19 protein-coding genes are annotated in these 19,873 nt (G+C 67.6%); 11 read left to right on the forward strand and 8 right to left on the reverse strand.

Going from position 1 to position 19,873, the window contains the following annotated elements; genetic code table 11:
* Positions 1–30: 30 nt before the first annotated feature.
* The 3 genes from menE to ACFXNW_RS26305 all read right to left on the reverse strand — a co-directional run bounded on the left by menE (position 31) and on the right by ACFXNW_RS26305 (position 2,812).
* Positions 31–1,188 carry an o-succinylbenzoate--CoA ligase gene (menE, locus tag ACFXNW_RS26295; protein WP_379420466.1) on the reverse strand — a complete coding sequence of 386 codons (1,158 nt, stop codon included), beginning with the start codon at positions 1,186–1,188 and terminating at the stop codon, positions 31–33.
* A gap of 280 nt (positions 1,189–1,468) precedes the next feature.
* On the reverse strand, positions 1,469–1,861 hold the full coding sequence (locus ACFXNW_RS26300) for a VOC family protein (RefSeq protein WP_379420467.1): 393 nt from the start codon (positions 1,859–1,861) through the stop codon (positions 1,469–1,471).
* A gap of 57 nt (positions 1,862–1,918) precedes the next feature.
* Positions 1,919–2,812: a 1,4-dihydroxy-2-naphthoyl-CoA synthase gene (locus tag ACFXNW_RS26305; RefSeq protein ID WP_379420468.1), complete on the reverse strand. Its 894-nt coding sequence runs from the start codon at positions 2,810–2,812 to the stop codon at positions 1,919–1,921.
* 115 nt (positions 2,813–2,927) lie between these two features.
* Here ACFXNW_RS26305 and ACFXNW_RS26310 point away from each other — a divergent pair, with 115 nt between their 5' ends.
* Positions 2,928–3,584, forward strand: a complete 657-nt coding sequence (locus ACFXNW_RS26310) for a PaaI family thioesterase (protein ID WP_379420469.1) — start codon at positions 2,928–2,930, stop codon at positions 3,582–3,584.
* Between the two features lie 76 nt (positions 3,585–3,660).
* Complete coding sequence (locus tag ACFXNW_RS26315; protein WP_379420470.1) at positions 3,661–4,107, forward strand: DUF6918 family protein; 447 nt, start codon at positions 3,661–3,663, stop codon at positions 4,105–4,107.
* Positions 4,108–4,234: 127 nt separating this feature from the next.
* Here ACFXNW_RS26315 and ACFXNW_RS26320 read toward each other — a convergent pair whose 3' ends face one another.
* Complete coding sequence (locus ACFXNW_RS26320; RefSeq protein ID WP_379420471.1) at positions 4,235–5,065, reverse strand: siderophore-interacting protein; 831 nt, start codon at positions 5,063–5,065, stop codon at positions 4,235–4,237.
* A gap of 86 nt (positions 5,066–5,151) precedes the next feature.
* Between ACFXNW_RS26320 and menD the strand changes: the two genes are divergently transcribed.
* Positions 5,152–6,786, forward strand: a complete 1,635-nt coding sequence (gene menD / locus ACFXNW_RS26325; protein ID WP_379420472.1) for a 2-succinyl-5-enolpyruvyl-6-hydroxy-3-cyclohexene-1-carboxylic-acid synthase — start codon at positions 5,152–5,154, stop codon at positions 6,784–6,786.
* Between the two features lie 22 nt (positions 6,787–6,808).
* On the opposite strand, the gene ACFXNW_RS26330 is transcribed toward menD, so the two are convergent.
* Complete coding sequence (locus ACFXNW_RS26330; protein WP_379420473.1) at positions 6,809–7,024, reverse strand: hypothetical protein; 216 nt, start codon at positions 7,022–7,024, stop codon at positions 6,809–6,811.
* 198 nt (positions 7,025–7,222) lie between these two features.
* Between ACFXNW_RS26330 and ACFXNW_RS26335 the strand changes: the two genes are divergently transcribed.
* The 6 genes from ACFXNW_RS26335 to ACFXNW_RS26360 all read left to right on the forward strand — a co-directional run bounded on the left by ACFXNW_RS26335 (position 7,223) and on the right by ACFXNW_RS26360 (position 15,581).
* Complete coding sequence (locus tag ACFXNW_RS26335) at positions 7,223–7,819, forward strand: TIGR03086 family metal-binding protein (RefSeq protein WP_379420474.1); 597 nt, start codon at positions 7,223–7,225, stop codon at positions 7,817–7,819.
* 175 nt (positions 7,820–7,994) lie between these two features.
* Positions 7,995–8,675: a GAP family protein gene (locus tag ACFXNW_RS26340; protein ID WP_379420475.1), complete on the forward strand. Its 681-nt coding sequence runs from the start codon at positions 7,995–7,997 to the stop codon at positions 8,673–8,675.
* Between the two features lie 71 nt (positions 8,676–8,746).
* Positions 8,747–9,451, forward strand: coding sequence for a demethylmenaquinone methyltransferase (locus ACFXNW_RS26345; RefSeq protein WP_379420476.1), 705 nt, complete (start codon positions 8,747–8,749; stop codon positions 9,449–9,451).
* A gap of 109 nt (positions 9,452–9,560) precedes the next feature.
* On the forward strand, positions 9,561–13,784 hold the full coding sequence (locus ACFXNW_RS26350) for a molybdopterin-dependent oxidoreductase (protein ID WP_379420477.1): 4,224 nt from the start codon (positions 9,561–9,563) through the stop codon (positions 13,782–13,784).
* Between the two features lie 293 nt (positions 13,785–14,077).
* The gene (locus ACFXNW_RS26355; protein ID WP_379420478.1) at positions 14,078–15,025 is read left to right on the forward strand and encodes an NADP-dependent oxidoreductase; all 948 of its coding nucleotides are present in this window, start codon (positions 14,078–14,080) and stop codon (positions 15,023–15,025) included.
* Positions 15,026–15,044: 19 nt separating this feature from the next.
* Positions 15,045–15,581, forward strand: coding sequence for an ester cyclase (locus tag ACFXNW_RS26360; RefSeq protein ID WP_379420479.1), 537 nt, complete (start codon positions 15,045–15,047; stop codon positions 15,579–15,581).
* On the opposite strand, the gene ACFXNW_RS26365 is transcribed toward ACFXNW_RS26360, so the two are convergent.
* On the reverse strand, positions 15,504–16,127 hold the full coding sequence (locus tag ACFXNW_RS26365) for a TetR/AcrR family transcriptional regulator (RefSeq protein WP_379420480.1): 624 nt from the start codon (positions 16,125–16,127) through the stop codon (positions 15,504–15,506). The genes ACFXNW_RS26360 and ACFXNW_RS26365 overlap by 78 nt on opposite strands.
* Positions 16,128–16,269: 142 nt before the next feature.
* On the reverse strand, positions 16,270–17,304 hold the full coding sequence (locus tag ACFXNW_RS26370; RefSeq protein WP_379420481.1) for an aldo/keto reductase: 1,035 nt from the start codon (positions 17,302–17,304) through the stop codon (positions 16,270–16,272).
* Between the two features lie 82 nt (positions 17,305–17,386).
* Here ACFXNW_RS26370 and ACFXNW_RS26375 point away from each other — a divergent pair, with 82 nt between their 5' ends.
* Positions 17,387–18,043 (forward strand): TetR/AcrR family transcriptional regulator, encoded by a 657-nt coding sequence (locus ACFXNW_RS26375; protein ID WP_379420482.1) that lies wholly within the window; start codon positions 17,387–17,389, stop codon positions 18,041–18,043.
* Positions 18,044–18,156: 113 nt separating this feature from the next.
* On the opposite strand, the gene ACFXNW_RS26380 is transcribed toward ACFXNW_RS26375, so the two are convergent.
* Positions 18,157–18,462, reverse strand: coding sequence for a hypothetical protein (locus ACFXNW_RS26380; protein ID WP_379420483.1), 306 nt, complete (start codon positions 18,460–18,462; stop codon positions 18,157–18,159).
* Positions 18,463–18,628: 166 nt separating this feature from the next.
* On the opposite strand from ACFXNW_RS26380, the gene ACFXNW_RS26385 reads away from it, so the two are divergent.
* Positions 18,629–19,855, forward strand: coding sequence for a helix-turn-helix domain-containing protein (locus ACFXNW_RS26385; RefSeq protein ID WP_379420484.1), 1,227 nt, complete (start codon positions 18,629–18,631; stop codon positions 19,853–19,855).
* Positions 19,856–19,873: the final 18 nt, after the last annotated feature.

A 19,873-nucleotide genomic window follows, 5' to 3' on the forward strand; every position in this document is an offset into this window, starting at 1 on the left:
CGCGGGCTCTGCTCGGAAGTGGCCGCTTGCCTAGTGAGCCGACTCCGACATCAGGATCTCGCGCAGCTTCGCGCGGTCGGGTTTGCCGGGCCCGTGTAGCGGCAACTCGTCGAGCACCGCCAGCTCCCTTGGTGCTGCGATGGGATCCAGCTCGCGCAGCACATGATCGCGCAGGTCGTCGAGGGTCGGGGTGGCGCCGGCCACCGGCACCACCGCGACCGCGACGCGCTGGCCGAGCCGCTCGTCCGGTACGCCGAGCACCACGCATTCACTGATCGCCGGATGGGTGACCAGCACGGCCTCCACCACCTGCGGGATCACCAGCAGCCCGCCGGTCATGATGGCCTCGTCGAGGCGGCCGCTGATGCTGAGCACGCCGTCGTCGAAGGCGCCCGCGTCCTCGGTACGGAACCAGCCGGGTTCGGAGAAGGCGGGGTGGTCGGGCAGGCCGCGGTAACCCGAGGCCAGCATCGCGCCGCCGAGCAGCACCCGGCCGTCCTCGATGCGCACCTTCGCGCCGTCGAGCGGGACGCCGTCGTAAACGCAGCCACCGCAGGTCTCGCTCATACCGTAGGTCCGGACGACGTTGATACCCGCGGCTTTCGCGCGCTCCAGCACCGGGATCGGCGTGGCCGCACCGCCGACGAGCACCGCGTCCAGCTGGGCCAGCGCGGCGGCGCCCGCCGGGGCGTCGAGCGCCTTGATCAACTGGGTCGGCACGAGTGAGGTGTAGCGGCGCGGGCCCGGCATGCTCGCGACAGCACCTGCCAGGGCCTCCGGCAGAAAACCACCGGAGACGTCGAGCACGGTCGGTTCGATCCCGGCAAGGATGCTGCGCAGCAGCACCTGGATACCGGCGATGTGGTGAGTCGGCAGCGCGAGCAGCCAGCTGCCCGGCCCACCGAGCCGGTCATGGGTGGCAGTGCCGCTGGCGCGCAGGGCGGCCGCGCTCAGCATCGCGCCCTTGGGCACACCGGTGGTGCCGGAGGTGGTGACCACCAGCGCGACATCGTCTTCGATCGGCTCGCCGGGGGACAACGCGCCGCTCAGCCTGCGGGCCTCGCGCCGATCGCTGGTCGGGATAGGCAGCCAGGCAGGGCCGTTGCCTTCCAGCGCCTCGCGCAGATGCGGCAGCACATCGCCCAGCCCAGAGCCGGTGGGCATCGGCAGGGTACGCAGGGTACTCATGGCTCCACCTCGCCGCGCTCGTTCACGGTAGGGATCGTGTCATGCGAACCCGATCGGGCACGGAACGGGTTGCCGTGACGGTGCGTACCAGCTGCGACCGGCACGGGAAAAGAGGGCTCGGATAGGCCAAACATCGAAACTGCGATTCGTTCGTCGGATGTACGCGGGCTACGGTCACCCGGGCATCGACGGTCGGGCGGCCATCCGAGCGCTATCGTTCCCCTCGGCTGTCCGAATGGCAACTCGGTTGCCTGCCTACAGTCGCAGGGCGCGGCCGCGTTCACTCCGGCTGCCTGCGGTTGTCGCGGCGAATCGGATGATCGTCGGGCACTTCGACGAGCACGATCGCCACACCGTCGGGATCGCGCACCCACATCTCGATCAACCCCCACGGCTCCTGCACCGGCGCCCGCTCGATGGCCACACCCTTGAGCGCGAGCTCCACCGCGGCGTTCGAGGCGTCGCGGATCTGCAACCAGAGAGCTCCGTCGAAGCTCGACGAACCACCCGACCCACCGTGGCCGGCGATCTCGATCAGCGACTGCCCGGCGAAGAAGACCGTGCCGCCCGGATACTCCCTGGCGATGGCCAGCCCGAGATCGTCGCGGTAGAAGGTGAGTGTCCGGTCGTAATCGGCCGGTCGCAGCAGGATTCGGCTACTCAGGATGTCCATCCGTCTCCCTCGGGGTGTTGGTCCGCGCCGTGGTGCCCGGGTCCGGGCTGTGGCAGGTCAGAAGTACCAGGGGTAGGGGGCCCAGTCGGGTGCGCGCTTCTCCAGGAAGGAGTCGCGGCCTTCGACGGCCTCGTCGGTCATGTAGGCCATCCGGGTCGCCTCGCCCGCGAACAGCTGCTGGCCGACCAAACCGTCGTCGAGCAGGTTGAACGCATACTTCAGCATGCGCTGAGCCTGCGGCGATTTGCCGTTGATGTCGGCGGCCCACTCGAGCGCGACGTTCTCGAGCTCGGCATGGTCGACGACCTTGTTCACCGCGCCCATCTGATGCATTTCCTCGGCGGTGTAGGGCCTGCCGAGGAAGAAGATCTCCCGCGCGAACTTCTGCCCGACCATCTTGGCCAGGTACGCGCTGCCGTAGCCGCCGTCGAAGCTGCCGACATCGGCATCGGTCTGCTTGAACCTGGCGTGCTCACGGCTGGCCAGAGTGAGATCGCAGACCACGTGCAGGCTGTGCCCGCCACCGGCGGCCCAGCCGTTGACCAGCGCGATCACCACTTTGGGCATGAATCGGATCAGCCGCTGCACCTCGAGGATGTGCAGCCGGCCCGCCCTGGCCTGGTCGACCGTATCGGCGGTGTCGCCGCTGGCGTACTGGTATCCGTTGCGTCCCCGGATGCGCTGGTCGCCGCCGGAGCAGAAGGCCCAGCCGCCGTCCTTGGGGCTCGGTCCGTTGCCGGTGAGCAGGACCGCGCCGACGTCGGAGGTCATCCTGGCGTGGTCGAGCGCGCGGAAGAGCTCGTCGACGGTGTGCGGGCGGAAGGCGTTGCGCACCTCGGGCCGGTCGAACGCGATCCGGACGGTGCCCTGATCGATATGCCGGTGGTAGGTGATGTCGGTCAGGTTCTCGAACCCGGGTACGGGCCGCCACAGCGTCGGATTGAACGTCACGCCAGTGATTATGGCCCTGCGGTCGCCGAGTTCGGCCGCAGGTGTGAGCCGCCAGACTCCCGGCGTACGGGACACATCGACTTGACGGTGTAAAAAATCGCGTTAGCGTGCAGGTATGAGCGAGCGAGTGGAACCGGTTATCGACGACAGCGCGGTGGACGTGTCCCGGTACGAGGATCACGGCGGGTTTCCGAAGATCACCCCCGCACAGGTCGGACCCGAGTACGGGCAGTTCGTCGAGGCCATGCGCACCCTGCAGGACCTCACCGTTTCCGTGGACGCACCGGATGAGGTCTACGGCGCCGCGCTAGACCAGGCGCGCCGGCTGATCGATCTGCTCGAGCCCTACCGCGCGCCCGAACGTCAGGGCCCGGCCGGTCGCGCGGTCGAGCTGCCCGGCCGCGGCAGCCTGCTGCTGCTCCCGTGGCGGACCGTTGAAGCCGGCCCGGACGGCATCGTGATGACGGGTGTCTTCCGCCGCTTCCATCTCGGCGGCAATTCCGCCGCGCACGGCGGCGTGCTGCCGCTGCTGTTCGACGACCTGCTCGGCATGATCGTGCACTACTCCGGACGCCCGATCAGCCGCACCGCCTACTTGCATGTGAACTACCGCAAGGTGACTCCACTGGAGACCCCGCTGACCGTGCGCGGGCGAGTCGAACGAATCGAAGGTCGCAAGACGTTCATCAGCGCGGAATTGGCCGATGAGCAGGGCAGCGTGCTCGCCGATTGTGAAGGGCTGATGGTGCAGTTGCTGCCATGGCAGCCGTAGCCACCGCGAAGCTGGAAGCGATGCGTATAGTTGCGGCAGCTCGTCCATCGAAATAACGATCCGGAGGACCCTGAAAGTGGTTGCAGCACTGTCTGAATCCCTGCTCGACGAGGCCAAGCGTCCGGCCTTTCTCGCCGAGGCCGTCCAGGTTCTGGACGCCGAGGTCTCGGACAAGGGTGGTGCGTCCGGCCTGGCTGTGAAGGGTGGATACGCGGCGGTCAAGAAGATCAGCCCGTCCATCGTGCCCGACGCGCTGGAGTCGCTGGCGCCCAAGCTGCTCGCGCAGCTGGAGCCGTTCTGGCAGGAGTACGTCGCTGCCGGTTCGGGTAGTTTCGCCGACCTGCTCGTCGCCAAGTCCGACGAGGTCGCCGAGGCGTTGCTCGTGGTGACCGACGAGCGTGCCGAAGGCTCCACCCGGCCCGCCATCAAGAAGGTCTACTCGTCGATGCGTTCGTCGGCGAAGAAGAACGTCATCGAGGCGCTGCCGCGCGTCGGCGACCTGGTGCAGCGGCACGCGGGCTGATTTCGCCCCTGTGATGCCGCCGCGGAATCTCGCGGCGGCATCGCAATGCCGTGCGGCCTCCGGCTTCTCGTACCGGCCGGGGGTCCGCCACCGAATTCCTGGACCGGCGGCATGTTTACGGCTCTGATCAGCTCGGAGCGGCCTTGCCGAATCGCCAGTAGCCGGTGAAGGTGACGTCCGCCTTGGGAATTCCCCGCTCGTTCACCAGATGCCTGCGCACGCCCGAGGCGAGTGCCTGTTCGCCCGCGATGAATCCGTATACGCCCGTGCCGGGCAGCTCGGCCTCGCGGACCGTGGCCGCCGCCAACTCCCCGATCTTGGCCGCGCTGTCAGTGCGCGGCAGCCAATGCACCGCGACGCCTTCGGGTTCGTCCAGCTCCTGAACGTCATCGGCGTGCGGGATCTCGATATATGCCGCGCCACGCAGATCGCGCGGCGCCGACCGCAGCACACCCGCGATCGCGGGCAGCGCGCTCTCGTCGCCGACCAGCAGTGACCAGTCCGTGTGATCCGGCGCCTGGTACATCAGGCCTTCGTCGAACAGGCCGACCGTGGTTCCGGTGCTGACATTGTTCGCCCACGCCGAGGCTGGACTGTCGTCACCGTGCGATACGAAATCGATATCGATCTCTGGATGTTCACCGAACTGCCCGGAGCCCGCAGGGCGGAAATCGCGCACTGTGTAGTTGCGCACCAGCGGCCGGGTGTCCTTGCTCATCATCAGGTACTGCGCGTACCAGAGGTTGTTCGCGGCCGTCGGCAGGCGCAATTCGCTCTGCTGGGGGCGGCGCAGGAACAGCCGGAACCACTGGTCGTAGCCCATCGAGGTGAAGTCACCGAGGTCCGCGCCGCCGACGGTCACACGGACGAAGTGCGGACTCACCTGCTTGCTCGCCACGACCTCGGCGGTGCAGATCCGCCGGTCCTCCGGCTTGACGTACTTGGTGCGCTTGGCCATATGGCGTAGGTTAGCAAACCCTAAGTTGCTTCGGGTGTGAGCAGGCTGACGCACCGCGGCGGCGCACGGTCTGAGAGTCTGGAGACGTGAACCCGTCAACAGCACAGGCCCAGGTCGTCGTCGACGAGCTGGCGCGCGGGGGCGTGCGAGATGTCGTGCTGTGCCCCGGCTCGCGCAATGCGCCGCTGGCCTTCGCATTGCAGGCCGCCGACGCCGCCGGACGGCTGCGGTTGCATATGCGGATCGACGAACGCACCGCCGGGTTCCTCGCGATCGGGCTCGCCATCGCCTCCGGCTGTCCGGTGCCCGTCGTCATGACCTCCGGCACCGCCGTGGCCAACCTCGGGCCCGCCGTGCTCGAGGCCAACTACGCGCGGGTTCCGATCATCGTGCTCAGCGCGAACCGGCCCTACGAGATGCTCGGCACCGGCGCCAATCAGACCGTCGAACAGCTCGGTCTGTTCGGCAGCCAGGTGCGCGCAACCATCAGCCTCGGGCTGGCCGAAGCCGACGATCCGAGCGGCGGGTACGACCAGCACAACAGCGTCTGGCGCTCGGCGGTCTGCCGGGTGCTCGCCGCCGCGCGCGGCACCCGATCCGGCAATGCCGGGCCGGTCCATTTCGACATTCCACTGCGGGAGCCGCTGGTCCCCGATCTCGCACAGGGAGAACCGCTGCCGCAGGGCCGCGCCGACGGTAGCGCCTGGACCGCGACCCGCTACGCCACCCTCGACGTCCCGCTCGATATCGACCTCACCCTCGACACTGTCGTCATCTCCGGCCACGGTGCCGGGCTGCGGCCGGAATTGGCGCAGTTGCCGACCGTCGCCGAGCCGACCGCCCCGATGCACGGTCCCGCGCTGCATCCGCTGGCCCTGCCCCTACTGAAGCCGCGGCAGGCGATCATCACCGGCCGGCCAACCCTGCATCGTCAGGTGTCGAAGGTGCTGGCCGATCCCGACGTCACGGTATTCGCACTGACCACCGGCCCGCGCTGGCCCGATGTGTCCGGCAATGTCGTTGGCACCGGCACACGCGCGGTGACGACCGGGCAGCCGAGCCCGCAATGGCTGGCTCATTGCCGCGACCTCGACGCCAAGGCGAGCGAGGTCGTGCGCGATGAGCTGGCGTGTCATCCGAAGCCGACCGGCCTGCATGTGGCCGCTGTCGTGATGGACGCCCTGCGCGACGGTGATCAGCTGCTGCTGGGCGCTTCCAACCCGGTGCGTGACGCGGCGCTCGTATCGCAGCCGCGCCCGGGCGTTCGGGTGCTGTCCAACCGCGGTGTCGCAGGTATCGACGGCACCGTCTCCACCGCGGTCGGCGCGGCCCTGCATCATCCCGGCCGCACCATCGCGTTGATCGGTGACCTGACCTTCCTGCACGACGCGGCCGGGCTGTTGATCGGGCGCGGCGAGCCTCGGCCCGCCGATCTGACCATCGTGGTCGCCAATGACGACGGCGGGGGCATCTTCGAGCTGCTCGAACAGGGCGATCCGCAGTACGCGGGCGTGTTCGAACGCGTCTTCGGTACCCCGCACGGCATGGATCTCGCGGCATTGTGTGCGGCATACCGTATTCCGCATCAGCAGGTCACGCCGGAGAAGCTGGCGATCGAGCTCGGCGGGAACGCGCACGGGATCCGGGTGCTCGAGGTGGTGACCGAACGGTCCAGCCTGCGTGAGCTGCACGCGACGGTGCGCGCCAAGATCCAGGGCTGAATCCGGCGCGCGCGTCGTGCTGTCAGGCCGGGGCCTCTGACTCCTCGCCGTATTCGTCGTCCATCGGTACCGGGATGGACTGCTCCAGCAGGTCGGCGGGGTCGGCGTTCCAGTTGTCGCGGGTGTGGAGCTCGGCGCCGTCGGGGGCGGTGTCGTCCTCGGGTTCGACCTGCAGGGACTGCTCGGCCAGATCGGCGGTGTCGGCGGCCGGGACCGGGTCGGGTGTACTCGGGATCATCGTGGGCTCCTCTCCGCGAATGCCCCGGGCGAGTGCCGCCACGGGGCGGACAACAGTCCAACGCTGTCGAGCATGCCCCGCTTACCGCGATCCGGCAACCGGCCCTCTGCACTCGTTGTTTTCCACGGGCGCGATGAATTCCGGTGCGTCCGGCCGTCTCAACAACTGGACGTCCCACCCCTCGCTCCAGGAGAAACGATGACACCGGAGTTCGATTTCACACCGGCCGCCGCCACCCTCGCCACCGTCGTCGCAGGCATCACCGACGACCAGCTCGACGCCCCGACTCCCTGCGCCGACACCACCGTGCGCGATCTACTCGCCCATGTCGTCGACCTGACCGAAGCCTTCCGGCAGGCCGCCACCAAGGAAGCGGTCGGTGGTTCGGTCGCGCCGACCACCGGTCCGGAGAATCCGCTCGTGCCGGAGTGGCGTGCTCGCATTCCCCGGCAGCTCGACGCGCTGGTCCTGGCCTGGCGCGAGGATTCGGCCTGGGACGGTGACACCGAAGCGGGTGGGGTCAGCATGCCCGCGAACATCATGGCCCGCGTCGCCCTCGACGAAGTGGTGATCCACGCGTGGGATCTCGCCCGCGCCACCGGCCAGGACGTCACGCCCACCGATGCCGACCTCGAGATCCTGCTGGAGTTCCTGCACGACAGCCCCGCGGAGGGGACGCCGGGGATGTTCGGTCCGGTGGTGTCGGTCTCCGCGGATGCCCCGCGCCTGGACCGCGTGTTGGCGCTGACCGGGCGTGCGGCGAACTGGTTGTCGCCGGCAGATTCGACGGTCTGATTACGCGCAGACAACTGCGTGATTCAAGAGTTCGTTCAGTCGATTCCGAAGTGCTGCCCGGCTGAGCGGGTTCACGGCTGCCCAGGCCGGACTGTGGTCACGCTGAGCCCGGCGTCCGCGCTGCGGCGCATCGGCACAGAGCGGGCTGGTTCGACGCCGGTACGCTGGCGTCGTCATGCTGACCCTTTTTCTCGCGCTCGCCGGGTTCGCATTCATCGATTCACTAGACCTGTTGCTCATCGGAGTCACCACCGCGATCGTGCTCGACAGCAGGCTCGGGCGGCGCTCGCCCATCCTCGGTGGGCTGAGTTTCATCGCCGGTGTCTTCGCCGTTACCACGACCTTCGGTCTGCTGGCGGTTCTCGGGATCAACTTCCTGACCGGACTGGTGAGCTTCCAGCTGACGCCCACCATCCGGGCCTGGGGTGAGTTGGCGATCGGCATCGCACTCATCGCCGTCGCTTGCCTGCCCGCAGGCGCCCGCGCCGAACCGCCGCCCTGGGCGACGACGTTCCGTCGAAAACCCTGGCTGCTCGGCATCGTCGGTGTCGCCATCGGGCTCGCGCAGGCACCGACCGCCATCCCGTACCTCGCCGGGCTGGCGATGATCTCGGCCCGCGACCCACTGCCGACGCTGTGGCCGCTGATCATCGTCGCCTACTGCGCCCTCGCCCTGCTGCCCCCGCTGCTCGTCCTGGCGCTCGGCACCCGCCGCACTCCGACAGCCCAGCGGATCTACCGGAAAGTGGTGCGGGTCTGCACCCGATACGGGCCGGCCTCGGTCCGCGTGATCTTTGTCGTTCTCGGTATCGCGCTGCTGGTCGATGCGGGCATCCATTACGAGCACTTGTGGTGAGCCACGCGGGTAACCAAGGCAACACCGGTGCGAGCACCGAGACTCCGTCGGCGCCCGTTAATGTCGGTGGCGTGGCGAAAACACACTCGGTCCGGGCCTCGCTGGACAAGCAGCCCAATGAGGTCGCGGCGATGTTCGACGAGGTCGCGCAGAAGTACGACTCCACCAACATCCTGATCTCCGGCGGGCAGGACTGGTACTGGCGCCGCGAGACCCGCAAGGCGATCGCACCGCGACCCGGCGAGCGGGTGCTCGACCTGGCCGCGGGTACCGGAGTGTCCACCGCGGAGTTCAGCAAATCGGGTGCGTGGTGCGTGGCGGCCGACTTCTCGCAGGGCATGTTGAAAGCGGGTCGATTCCGCAACGTACCGATGGTCGCCGGCGACGCGATGGCGCTGCCCTTCGCCGACAACTCCTTCGACGCGGTCACGATCTCCTATGGTCTGCGCAATGTGGCCGACCCGGATCTGGCGTTGCGGGAGATGCTGCGCGTCACCAAGCCGGGCGGGCGGCTGGTGATCTGCGAGTTCTCCACGCCCGTGGTGCGGGCGTTCCGGGGCATCTACGTCAAGTATCTGACTAAAGTCATGCCGCAGATCGCCCGCGTGGCCAGCAGCAATCCCGAGGCCTACGCCTACCTCGCCGAGTCCATTCCGGACTGGTCGAATCAGCGTCAGCTCGCGCTGCGGATCGCCGACGCGGGCTGGTCCGGAGTCAAATGGCGCAACCTCAGCCTCGGCGCGGTAGCGCTGCACCGAGCCTACAAGCTGGGGTGATGCACGTCTCACCGACGTGAACCCCCTGGTCCCGGCCGAAAATCCGGCGCTGAGCGGAAACGTCATCTGCCGATAACATCGGGCAAAACTGCCGAAACCGAGCGCGGCAATGATCGGTGGCATGTCCGATGCGGCGACCAACCGGCAGCCGGGCACGACCAGGACGGCGTGCTCGTACTGCGGCGTCGGCTGCGGTATCACCGTCGAGACCGGCCGCGACGCCTCGGGCGCCACCGTGATCGCCAAGGTCAGCGGCGACAAACTGCATCCGTCGAACGCGGGCAGGCTGTGCACCAAGGGCGCCACCCACGCCGAACTCATGCGCGCCGACGGCCGCATGGGCACCGCCTACCGCCGCGACGGCCGTGGCGAGACGCCCGCGCCGATCGATGTGGACGCCGCGGTCGCCGAGGCCGCCAACCGGCTGCGCGCGATCCTCGACGAACACGGCCCCGACGCCATCGCCCTCTATGTCTCCGGGCAGATGTCATTGGAAGCGCAGTATCTGGCCACCAAACTGGCCAAGGGCTATCTGCGCACCGTGCACATCGAGGCCAATTCCCGGCTGTGCATGGCGAGTGCGGGCACCGGCTACAAGCAGTCGCTCGGTGCGGACGGACCGCCCGGCTCCTACGACGATATCGATCACGCCGACCTGTTCTTCGTCATCGGGGCGAACATGGCCGACTGCCACCCCATCCTTTTCCTCCGGATGGCCGACCGCCTGAAGTCGGGCGCGAAGCTGATCGTGGTGGATCCACGACGCACCGATACCGCGGCCCGCGCCGACCTGTTCTTGCAGATCGCGCCGGGTACCGATCTGGCCCTGCTGAACGGGCTGCTGCATCTATTGGTAGAGGCCGGCGATATCGACGCCGAGTTCATCGCCGAGCACACCGAGGGCTGGGCGGCGATGCCGGAGTTCCTCGCCGACTACACCCCTGACCGGGTCGCGGAGATCACTGGCCTGGCCGCGGACGATATCCGCACCGCGGCCCGCTGGATCGGCGAAGCCGGTGAATGGATGAGCCTGTGGACGATGGGCTTGAACCAGTCCACCCACGGCACTTGGAACACCAATGCGCTGATCAATCTGCATCTGGCCACCGGCGCTATCTGCCGCCCCGGTAGTGGGCCGTTCTCGCTGACCGGTCAGCCGAACGCCATGGGTGGTCGGGAGATGGGCTATATGGGTCCGGGCCTGCCGGGTCAGCGCAGTGTGCTGTCTCCTGCCGACCGGACCTTCGTGGAGTCGGCGTGGGGCGTCGCACCGGGCACTCTCCGCGCCGAGTCGGGGCCGGGGACCATCGAGATGTTCCGTGAGCTGTCCGCGGGCAACATCAAAGCGGCCTGGATCATCTGCACCAATCCCGTGGCCACCGTTGCCAATAGGAAGACGGTCATCGCGGGCCTGGAGGCGGCCGAGCTGGTGATCGCCCAGGACACCTATACCGAGACCGCCACCAACGCCTACGCCGATCTGCTGCTGCCCGCCACCCTGTGGGCCGAGGCCGACGCCGTGATGGTGAACTCCGAACGCAATGTCACCCTGCTACAGAGTTCGGTCGAGCCTGCGGGTGACGCCCGCCCGGATTGGCAGCTCATCGCTCAGGTCGCCACCGCGATGGGGTTCCCCGGCTTCGATTTCAGCTCCAGCGCGGAAGTTTTCGCCGAGCTGCGCCGGTTCGCCAATCCGGCGACCGGCTACGACCTGAGCGGGATGAGCTACGAACGGCTGCGCGAAGGGCCCATGCAGTGGCCGTGCCCGGATTCCGAGCAGCGTCGCAACCCGATTCGCTACGTCAACGACGGGGTGAGCCAGACAGCGTTCGTCGACGCCGACGGCCACCGTCCGCGACTGGCGTTCCCCACGCCGAGTCACCGTGCGATCTTCTGGCCTCGCCCGCATCTGCTGCCGGAAGAAATGCCGGATGACGACTATCCGTTCCTGCTCAATACCGGCCGCCTGCAACATCAGTGGCATTCGATGACCAAGACCGGCCGGATCGACAAGCTCAACAAGCTCAACGGCGAACCATTCGTCGAGGTCCACCCCGACGACGCCCGCGCGCTCGAACTGGCTCTCGGCGATCAGCTCGAGATCACCTCACGCCGCGGCCGTGCCGTACTGCCGGTCCGGATCAGCGATCGGGTGCGGCCGGGCGATTGCTTCGCGCCTTTCCACTGGAACGACGAACAGGGTGAGTATCTGACCATCAATGCCGTCACCAACGACGCCGTCGACTCCGATTCGCTGCAACCGGAGTTCAAGGCATGCGCCGTCGCATTGCGCCGGGTCGCTCCCATCGCGCGGCCGACGCGGGAAACACCGGGCGCGCAGCCTGAATCGGCACCGGCCGACGGCACCCACCCGCTGGCCGCGATGCTCGGCCTCGATGCACCCGCCACCCCGACCCTGAGCGAGACCGAACGGATCTACCTCGGCGGGTATCTGGCTGCCCTGCATTCCATGCCCGTCGCCGGTCAGCCGGTGCTGCCCGCGTCGGCGCCGCTGTCGCCGCAGAGCAGGCTGTGGGTCGACGGGATGCTGGCAGGCATGTATTCGCGTGGCGTCGCCGGTGATTCGATGCAGGCCGCCGAACCCGCAGCCGAGCCACGGCCGGTGACGGTGCTGTGGGCTTCGCAGACCGGCAATGCCGAGGAATTCGCGGCGGTGGCAGCGCAACGGCTGGCCGAATCCGGTTTCGGCCCGCGACTGCTCGATATGGATTCCTGCGAGCTGGGTGCGCTGACCGGCGACGTGCTCGTCATCAGCAGCACCTTCGGTGACGGCGGGCCACCGGACAACGGCACCGACTTCTGGAGCCGCCTCGACGACAGCGCGACCCGGTTCACCGGCTTGCGCTACGCCGTTTTCGCATTGGGCGATTCGTCCTACGACGACTTCTGCGGGCACGGCCGCAAACTGGACGAGAAGTTCGCCGCACGCGGCGCGACCCGGCTGTTGCCGCGGGTGGACTGCGAACCCGACTTCACCGATCCCGGCCAGGCGTGGCTGGACGAGGTGATGGTGGCGCTCGGTGGATCCGAGGGCGATCCGCCCGCAGGGCCCACCGGCTCGAATCCGCCCGATTCGGTCGGGTTCGGGCCGCCCACCGGGTCCGGCGGCACCGCCACCGCCGTGCTCGATCGCACCGTCACCACCGCGCCCGCGCCACAGCCCGCACGCCGCGCACCCGCACCCTTCAGTCGCAATGCCCCGTTGCGCGCACCGCTGGTGCGCAATGAGGTGCTGACCACCGCGGATTCGTCGAAAGAGGTGCGCAGGTTCGGTTTCGATCTGCGCGGGCTGGACGCCGGTTACGAGGTCGGCGATTCGCTGGGGGTGTGGCCGACGAACTGTCCGTCACTGGTGGATGAATGGCTCGCCGCGACCGGGCTGGACGGCCGCTGGAACGTCGAGGTCGACTCGACCGAGCTGCCGTTGGCCGAGGCGCTGCGCACTCGCTACGACATCACCAAGATCTCCCATGATCTGCTGGAATTCGTCGCCGACCGCAATCCGGACAAGCGGCTGGCCAAGCTCCTGCGCCGCGACAACCGCAATGAGCTGGCCGGGTATCTGTGGGATCGCCAGGCCGTGGACGTGCTGCGCGATTTCCCGGTGCGCGCCGATCTGGTCGAATGGCTCGGCGCGCTGAAAAAGCTACAGCCGCGTCAGTATTCGATCTCGTCCAGTCCGCTGGTCAGCCCGGATCAGGTGGAGTTGACCGTCGGTGTGGTGCGCTACGGCGATCCGGCCGCCGCGGGGTCGGCCGCCCGGCGTGGCGGCGTCAGCTCGACATTCCTCGCCGACCGCGCCGACGCCGCCGAGGTGCCGATCTTCCTGCAGCGCGCCCCGCATTTCCGGCCGCCGCTGGACCCGAGCGTCCCCATGATCATGGTCGGCCCCGGCACCGGCATCGCGCCGTTCCGCGGGTTCCTGCACGAGCGTCGCGCACTCGGCGCCACCGGGCGCAACTGGCTGTTCTTCGGCGACCAGCACGCCGCCCAGAACTTCTACTACCGCGCCGAGCTGGAAGACATGTTCCGTACCGGGCACCTGTCCCGACTCGATCTCGCGTTCTCCCGCGACCAGCGCGAGCGGATCTACGTGCAGCACCGCATGATCGAGCACGGCGCCGAGCTGTGGTCCTGGCTGCGCGAGGGCGCCCACTTCTACGTCTGCGGCGACGCCGCCCGCATGGCCAAGGACGTCGACGACACCCTGCTCACGATCGCCCAGATCCACGGCAAACTCGACGAAGACGCCGCCCTGGCCTTCAAAAAACAACTCGTAGCCGAAAAGCGCTACGTCCGCGACGTCTACTGAGAGCGCGTCGGTAGCCATCCCTCGGCCCCCTGCCGCCTCTCGGGGATGCCGAGTGGCACATGAGCGGGGGCCCACTCGCACGATGCCTCAGCCATGTGCCGTTCGACGTTTTCGTTGAGCGAGCACCCACTGCCGGCTTCTCGCCGGGCCATCCAACGGTGCGCCACCGACACGGGGTCCTAGCAATGAATCAGTACGACCGTCCTGGTCGAACTTCGTGCTAGTGGGGTATTGACGCCAACACTTCGCAAAACTTACAGTACAGTCGTCCACATAGTTTGGAGGTATGCGAGATGCGTGCAATACAGCAGCGGGAATGGGGCGGTCCCGAGACGCTGCAGCTGGTCGAGGTGGAGCAACCGCAGCCCGGTCCAGGCGAGGTGTTGGTGCAGGTGGTTGCAGCGGGCGTCAATCCCGTCGACTACTACACGCGCGAAGGCCACGCGTATAACCGAGTGCTCAGCCTGCCCTTCATCAACGGATGGGACGCGGCCGGCATCGTGTCCGCGGTGGGCTACGGCGTGACCCGATTCCGGCCCGGCGATCGGGTCTTCGGCATGCCGTGGTTTCCGCGGGAGGCAGGCGCCTACGCCGAGTACGTCACGGCTCCGGCACGCCACTTCGCGCTGATGCCGGATGAACTCGGCTTCGTGGAAGCCGCCGCGCTGCCGCTGGCCGGTTTGACCGCGTGGCAGATGCTGGTCGACGTAGCGAACGTCGCCGCGGGGCAACGGGTTCTCATCGCGGGTGCCGCCGGCGGGGTCGGCCATCTGGCCATTCAGGTCGCCAAGGCGCGCGGCGCCCACGTCATCGGCACCGGTCGCGCAGCCAAACACCCGTTCCTGCGCGAGCTGGGCGCCGACGAGACCATCGACTACACCACCTCGGATGTGGCGACCGAGGTACGCGATGCCGACGTGGTGATTCAGATGTTCGGCGGTAAGCATGGGCTCGGTGCCCTCGAATCCCTTCGTCCCGGCGGGATTCTGGTCAGCGGCCAAGCCGCCTGGACGCCCGGACTGCTCGAACGTGCAGACGAGCTCGGCGTGCGCGCCACCGGCTATCTCGTAGATCCGGACGATGCCGGGTTGGAGGCGCTGGCAGATCTCGTCCGGAACCGGCAGTTGCGTGTCCACGTCGACCACGAGCTACCCCTGGCGGAAGCGGCAAAGGCCCACGAGATCGTCGCGCAGGCCACAACCACGGGAAAGATCGTCCTGAATATTGCCGAAGCCGCGTGAGGCACGAGGAGAACAGCACATGCCCGAACCAGCACCGGCCGATATCGTCCGAGCCTATGCGTCCGCGAAGAGCCGGGCGGACGTCCCGGCCGCACTCACGGCCTGCCATCGTGACGCGGTCTTCGAAACGATTCCCTTCCAGGCACTGGCGCGGGGAACCGATGAAGCCGCACGACATTTCACCGGGTTCTTCCGCGCTTTCCCCGACTATCACGTGGAACTCGAATACCTGCACTCCGCGGACGATCTGGTGGTCGGCTCCGGCATCATTTCCGCGACCATGCGGGGCCCGCTCGCGGGCATCGAGCCGACCGGCACAAGCTACCGCCTGCCATTCGCATGCCATTGGACCGTGAGTGGCGGATTGATCATCCACGAGCGGTTCTTCTTCGATTTCCACCAGATGTGCGAGCAGCTGGGTTTTTCTACCGACTACGCCGCCGCCCAGTTCCGCATCTGGCGGGAGAAGGCCGAGGCGTCACAGGGGCGCCACGACGGCCAACCGGGCGTCGATCATTCGACGAGCCCGCTCGTAACGGGCGGGATCGTCGAATAGCAACGCGTCCTGCGCAGCCTGCCTGGCGACTGCGTCCAGTTCGAATGCGAGATCGGCGGGATCGATATCCGGATCGATCTCGCCGAGCGATATCGCTTCGGCGACAGTGGATTCATACAGCCGCAGCCAGTCCTGCCGAGCCGCTGCGAGAGCACCACGCACCCGCCCGGGGCGCGCGTCGAACTCCGAGATCGTGGACAGGAAGAAGCATCCGCCACTGAAAATGGGTTTGGCTGCGTAGTCGATCCACGACTCGGCCAGGGCGCGCACCCGACGCATTCCCCCGGGCGCTCGCCGGGCCGGTTTGACCACCTGGGTGGCGAACACGTCGATCGCCGCACGCACAGTGGCGAGCTGCAGTTCCTCTTTGGATCCGAACTGCGCGAAAACCCCGCTGTTGCTGAGTCCGAGTTCTGCGGACAGCCGCCGAGTCGACAGGCTTTCCAGCCCTTCGACCGAGGCGATGTCCATCGCTCGATTCAGGATGGCGCGCCGGGACTGTTCGCCACGGCGCACGCGGCCGTCGACCTTGCTGTTGCCAACCATGCCGTCCACCTTCCTCCTGCCCGGCCAGAATAATAGTACAACCGTCCACTTATCCCGGCGGACGCCGTAGGCGTGGCGACGAGTGGTACTTGGCTGCGGGGAGTTCTCGCGAAATGCCGCAGCCAAGTACCGCTCGTGCGCCCTACACCGCGGGCGGGTTGAGGCGGGTGAAGTCGGGGAGGCGGTAGTACGGGTAGTAGGGGTAGGGCGGGGTGACGGCGCTCGCCTTGTCGAGGCGGGCGATCTGGTCGGCGGACAGTTGCCAGCCGATGGCGCCGAGGTTCTGGCGCAGCTGGTCTTCGTTGCGGGCGCCGACGATGACGGTGGCGACCGTGGGGCGGGTGAGCAGCCAGTTCAGCGCGATCTGCGGGACGGTCTTGCCGGTCTCGGCGGCGATCTCATCGAGGACGTCGACCACGTCGTAGAGCTGTTCGTCGTTCACCGGCGGGCCTGCCGCTGCGGTCTGATGCAGGCGGCTGCCTTCCGGCAGTGGCTGTCCGCGACGGATCTTGCCGGTCAGCCTGCCCCAGCCCAGCGGGCTCCACACCACCGCACCCACGCCTTCGTCGCGGCCGAGTGGCATCAGTTCCCATTCGTAGTCCCGGCCGACCAGCGAGTAGTAGACCTGGTGGGCGACGTAGCGGGTCAGGCCGTTGCGGTCCGCGGCGGCCAGCGATTTCATCAGCTGCCAGCCCGCGAAGTTCGATGCGCCGAGGTAGCGGATCTTGCCCGCACGCACCAGATCATCGAGTGCGCGCAGCACTTCATCGATCGGGGTGTGCGCATCGAAGGCGTGCAGCTGGAACAGGTCGATGTGATCGACCCCGAGCCGCCGCAGGGAGGCCTCCACGGCACCGATCAGCCGGGATCGGCCCGAGCCTGCGTCGAAGGGGCCGGGTCCGGTGGGCAAGCTCGCCTTGGTGGACAGCAGCAGCTGATCACGCCGTCCACGGATGGCCGCGCCGAGGACTTCCTCGGAGGCGCCGTCGGAATAGACATCGGCCGTATCGAACATGGTGACGCCCGCGTCCAAGCTGATATCGACCATGCGCCGCGCCTGTGCCGCATCGGTGTCACCCCAGGCACTGAACAGTTCGCCGCGGCCGCCGAATGTGCCCGCCCCGAAGCTCAACGCGGGAACGAGCAGACCCGAGGCACCCAACCGCCGATACTCCATGACAACTCCTAAAGGGTCTATAGTTCCGTTAACAACTAAGAACGTACACCCGTTCGGCGATAAATGAAACTGGAGTCCCGTTATGACGGAAGATTCGACCGCCCCAGGGGCGGTCCGCCCAGGTGGACGCACCGCCCGCGTCCGTACGGCCGTGCTCGGCGCCGCCGGCGATCTGCTCGCCGAACACGGATTCGACCAACTGGATCTGGCCGAGGTCGCCGCGCGCGCGGAGGTCGGCAAGACCACCGTCTACCGGCGCTGGCGCACCCCCACCGGCCTCATTGCCGACCTCTTGGTGGACATGGCCGAACAATCACTGCCCCGCGCCGACACCGGCTCGCTGCTCGGCGACCTCACCGCCAACGCCCGCCTGGTCGCGAAAACCCTCACCGACCCGCGCCAAGGCCGCCTGTTCCTGGCCGTTATCGCAGCGGCCACCTGCGACGAGACCACTGCCGCCGCCTTGCGCCGCTTCTACGACATCCGCCTGACCGAATGGTCGCCGTGTGTCACCGACGCCATCGCCCGCGGTGAGGTCCCGCCCGGAACCGATCCCCGCGCGGTCCTCACGGCAGTGTCCGGCCCGCTGTACTACCGGCTGCTCGCCAGCGGGGATTCGATCGACGACGTTGCCGCTCGCAGCGCCGCCGAATCGGCAGCTGTTGCGGCCGGGCGTGGGATTTTTGTACGAACCCTTGATCTCGGCCGGAGTGGCGACGAACGGCCGCTGACGTCGTGACGACGCTGAGCACTACTCGTCGCCGCCCTTATCGGGCGGCCACCAGACCGCTGCGGCAATAACCAGCAACGGCAGACCGCCCGCGACGGCGTACCCGGCAAACGTCCAGCCGCTCACACTCGAGCTCCGGTAATCGACCAGCGGGCGAAAGACAGTCGCGGACACACCGATTCCACGTCGCGGTAGTGCATGACGGCGTTGAGCGTGAGCGGGTCTAGGTGCTCGGGCGCCGGAATGATCAGAGCTTCGGCGTCGGACTCGCGCACCTGATCCGGCAGCGGCAATTGCGAACCTGCGCGCGGCCACATGAGTTCGTAGCCGAGCCGTCGCGCGAGCTGCTGCACTCGTGCGGCATCCCATTCTGGAGCAAGTGTGAAGTCCGGATCTATCCATCCCAGCGCGGTCGGTCGGTATCGCATCGGCGGCCCCATTCGTCGGGTTGTGGTGTGCACCCGCCGCCGAGGAAACCGGGAGCGGTTCGGCCGCGTCCCGGCGGCGGGGCTGAAAGGAACCTTGACAGCGCTTGCGCCGGAAGCGGTCCCGCGATGGGACACCGGAATAGTCCCGCTATGGGACAGTGGGGAAATGAGCGACTTTCAGCCAGACGACGACCGCTATGTCGGTCGTCAGGTGCGCACAATCCGCGCCCGGCGAGGGATCTCGCAACAAGTACTCGCCGACCGAGCTGGACTGTCGCGTGGTGCGGTTGCCAAGTACGAGAACGGTGAACGGCCGATCGACTCACGCCGAACACTACTGGTGCTGGCATCTGCCCTCGGCGTCACCATCGGTGATCTGACAGGCCACCCAGAGCAAGAGAAGCTCGACCCGGTCGCAGCCGGATTCCACGCGGCCGTCCCGGATATCGAAACCGCGCTGTGGACCCATGGCGACCTGACCGAGAACCGCCGACCGCGCACCCTCAACGCGCTGACAACAGCGGCTCGGGAGGCAAACCGGCTACGGGCAGACTGTGACTACGCCACGCTGGGTCCGTTGCTCGCACCGATGCTGGTCGATGGCTACCGCTGGGTGCGTGAAAAGCCATCGGACGAACAAGCGTGGGATGTGTTCGGAAACGTCGCTTACGGCGTCGCATCGGCGCTGAAAGCGCGCGGGTATCCAGCGCTCGCATGGACGGCTGCGGCCGAGGCTCAGCGAGCAGCCCAACATACCGGCAGCCCGGCGGCTGCCGCAGGCTCGGCGTTCTACCGCTCTCAGATTCTGCTGACCCGGCCCGATGCTCTCCCGGCGGCGCTCCGGGAAGCCGAAGATACCGCCGACCGACTCGCGGCCGATGTGCGCACGGTCGGGGATGTCGAAGTAACCGGGATGCTGCGCCTTCAAGCATCACTGGTGACGGCAGCGCTCGGCGGTGATCCGGAACCGCACCTTGCCGAAGCGGCGGAGCAAGCAGGCAGGCTCGCTGAGGCGGCGCCGAGCACATCACTGGCGCGCAATGAGTCGTTCCGGCCGCCGAACATCACCCTTTGGCGGATGTCCGCTGCGATGGAGCGGCGCGAACCGGGTCAGGTGCTCGCGCTTGCTCCTACGCTGTCACCGGAGCACCTACCGAATCAAAATCGCCGCGCGCAGTACTTCGTAGAGGTCGGCCGCGCGCATGCCATGCAGCGCAACCACCGCGATTCGCTGTACGCGCTGCTGCGCGCCGAACACGCCGCACCACAGCACGTTCGAAATATGGTCCATGTGCGGGAACTGGTCGGGCACATGATGCGAACAGCGCGCCGAGAACTCACAACGGGAGATCTCGGTCGACTGGCTCAGCGGGTAGGTGTCGTGCCTACTTGACGGAGATGTACCGCGAAT

Origin of the sequence: Nocardia sp. NPDC059180, from assembly GCF_042754945.1 — a bacterium.
In the GTDB taxonomy this organism is placed as follows: Bacteria; Actinomycetota; Actinomycetes; order Mycobacteriales; family Mycobacteriaceae; genus Nocardia.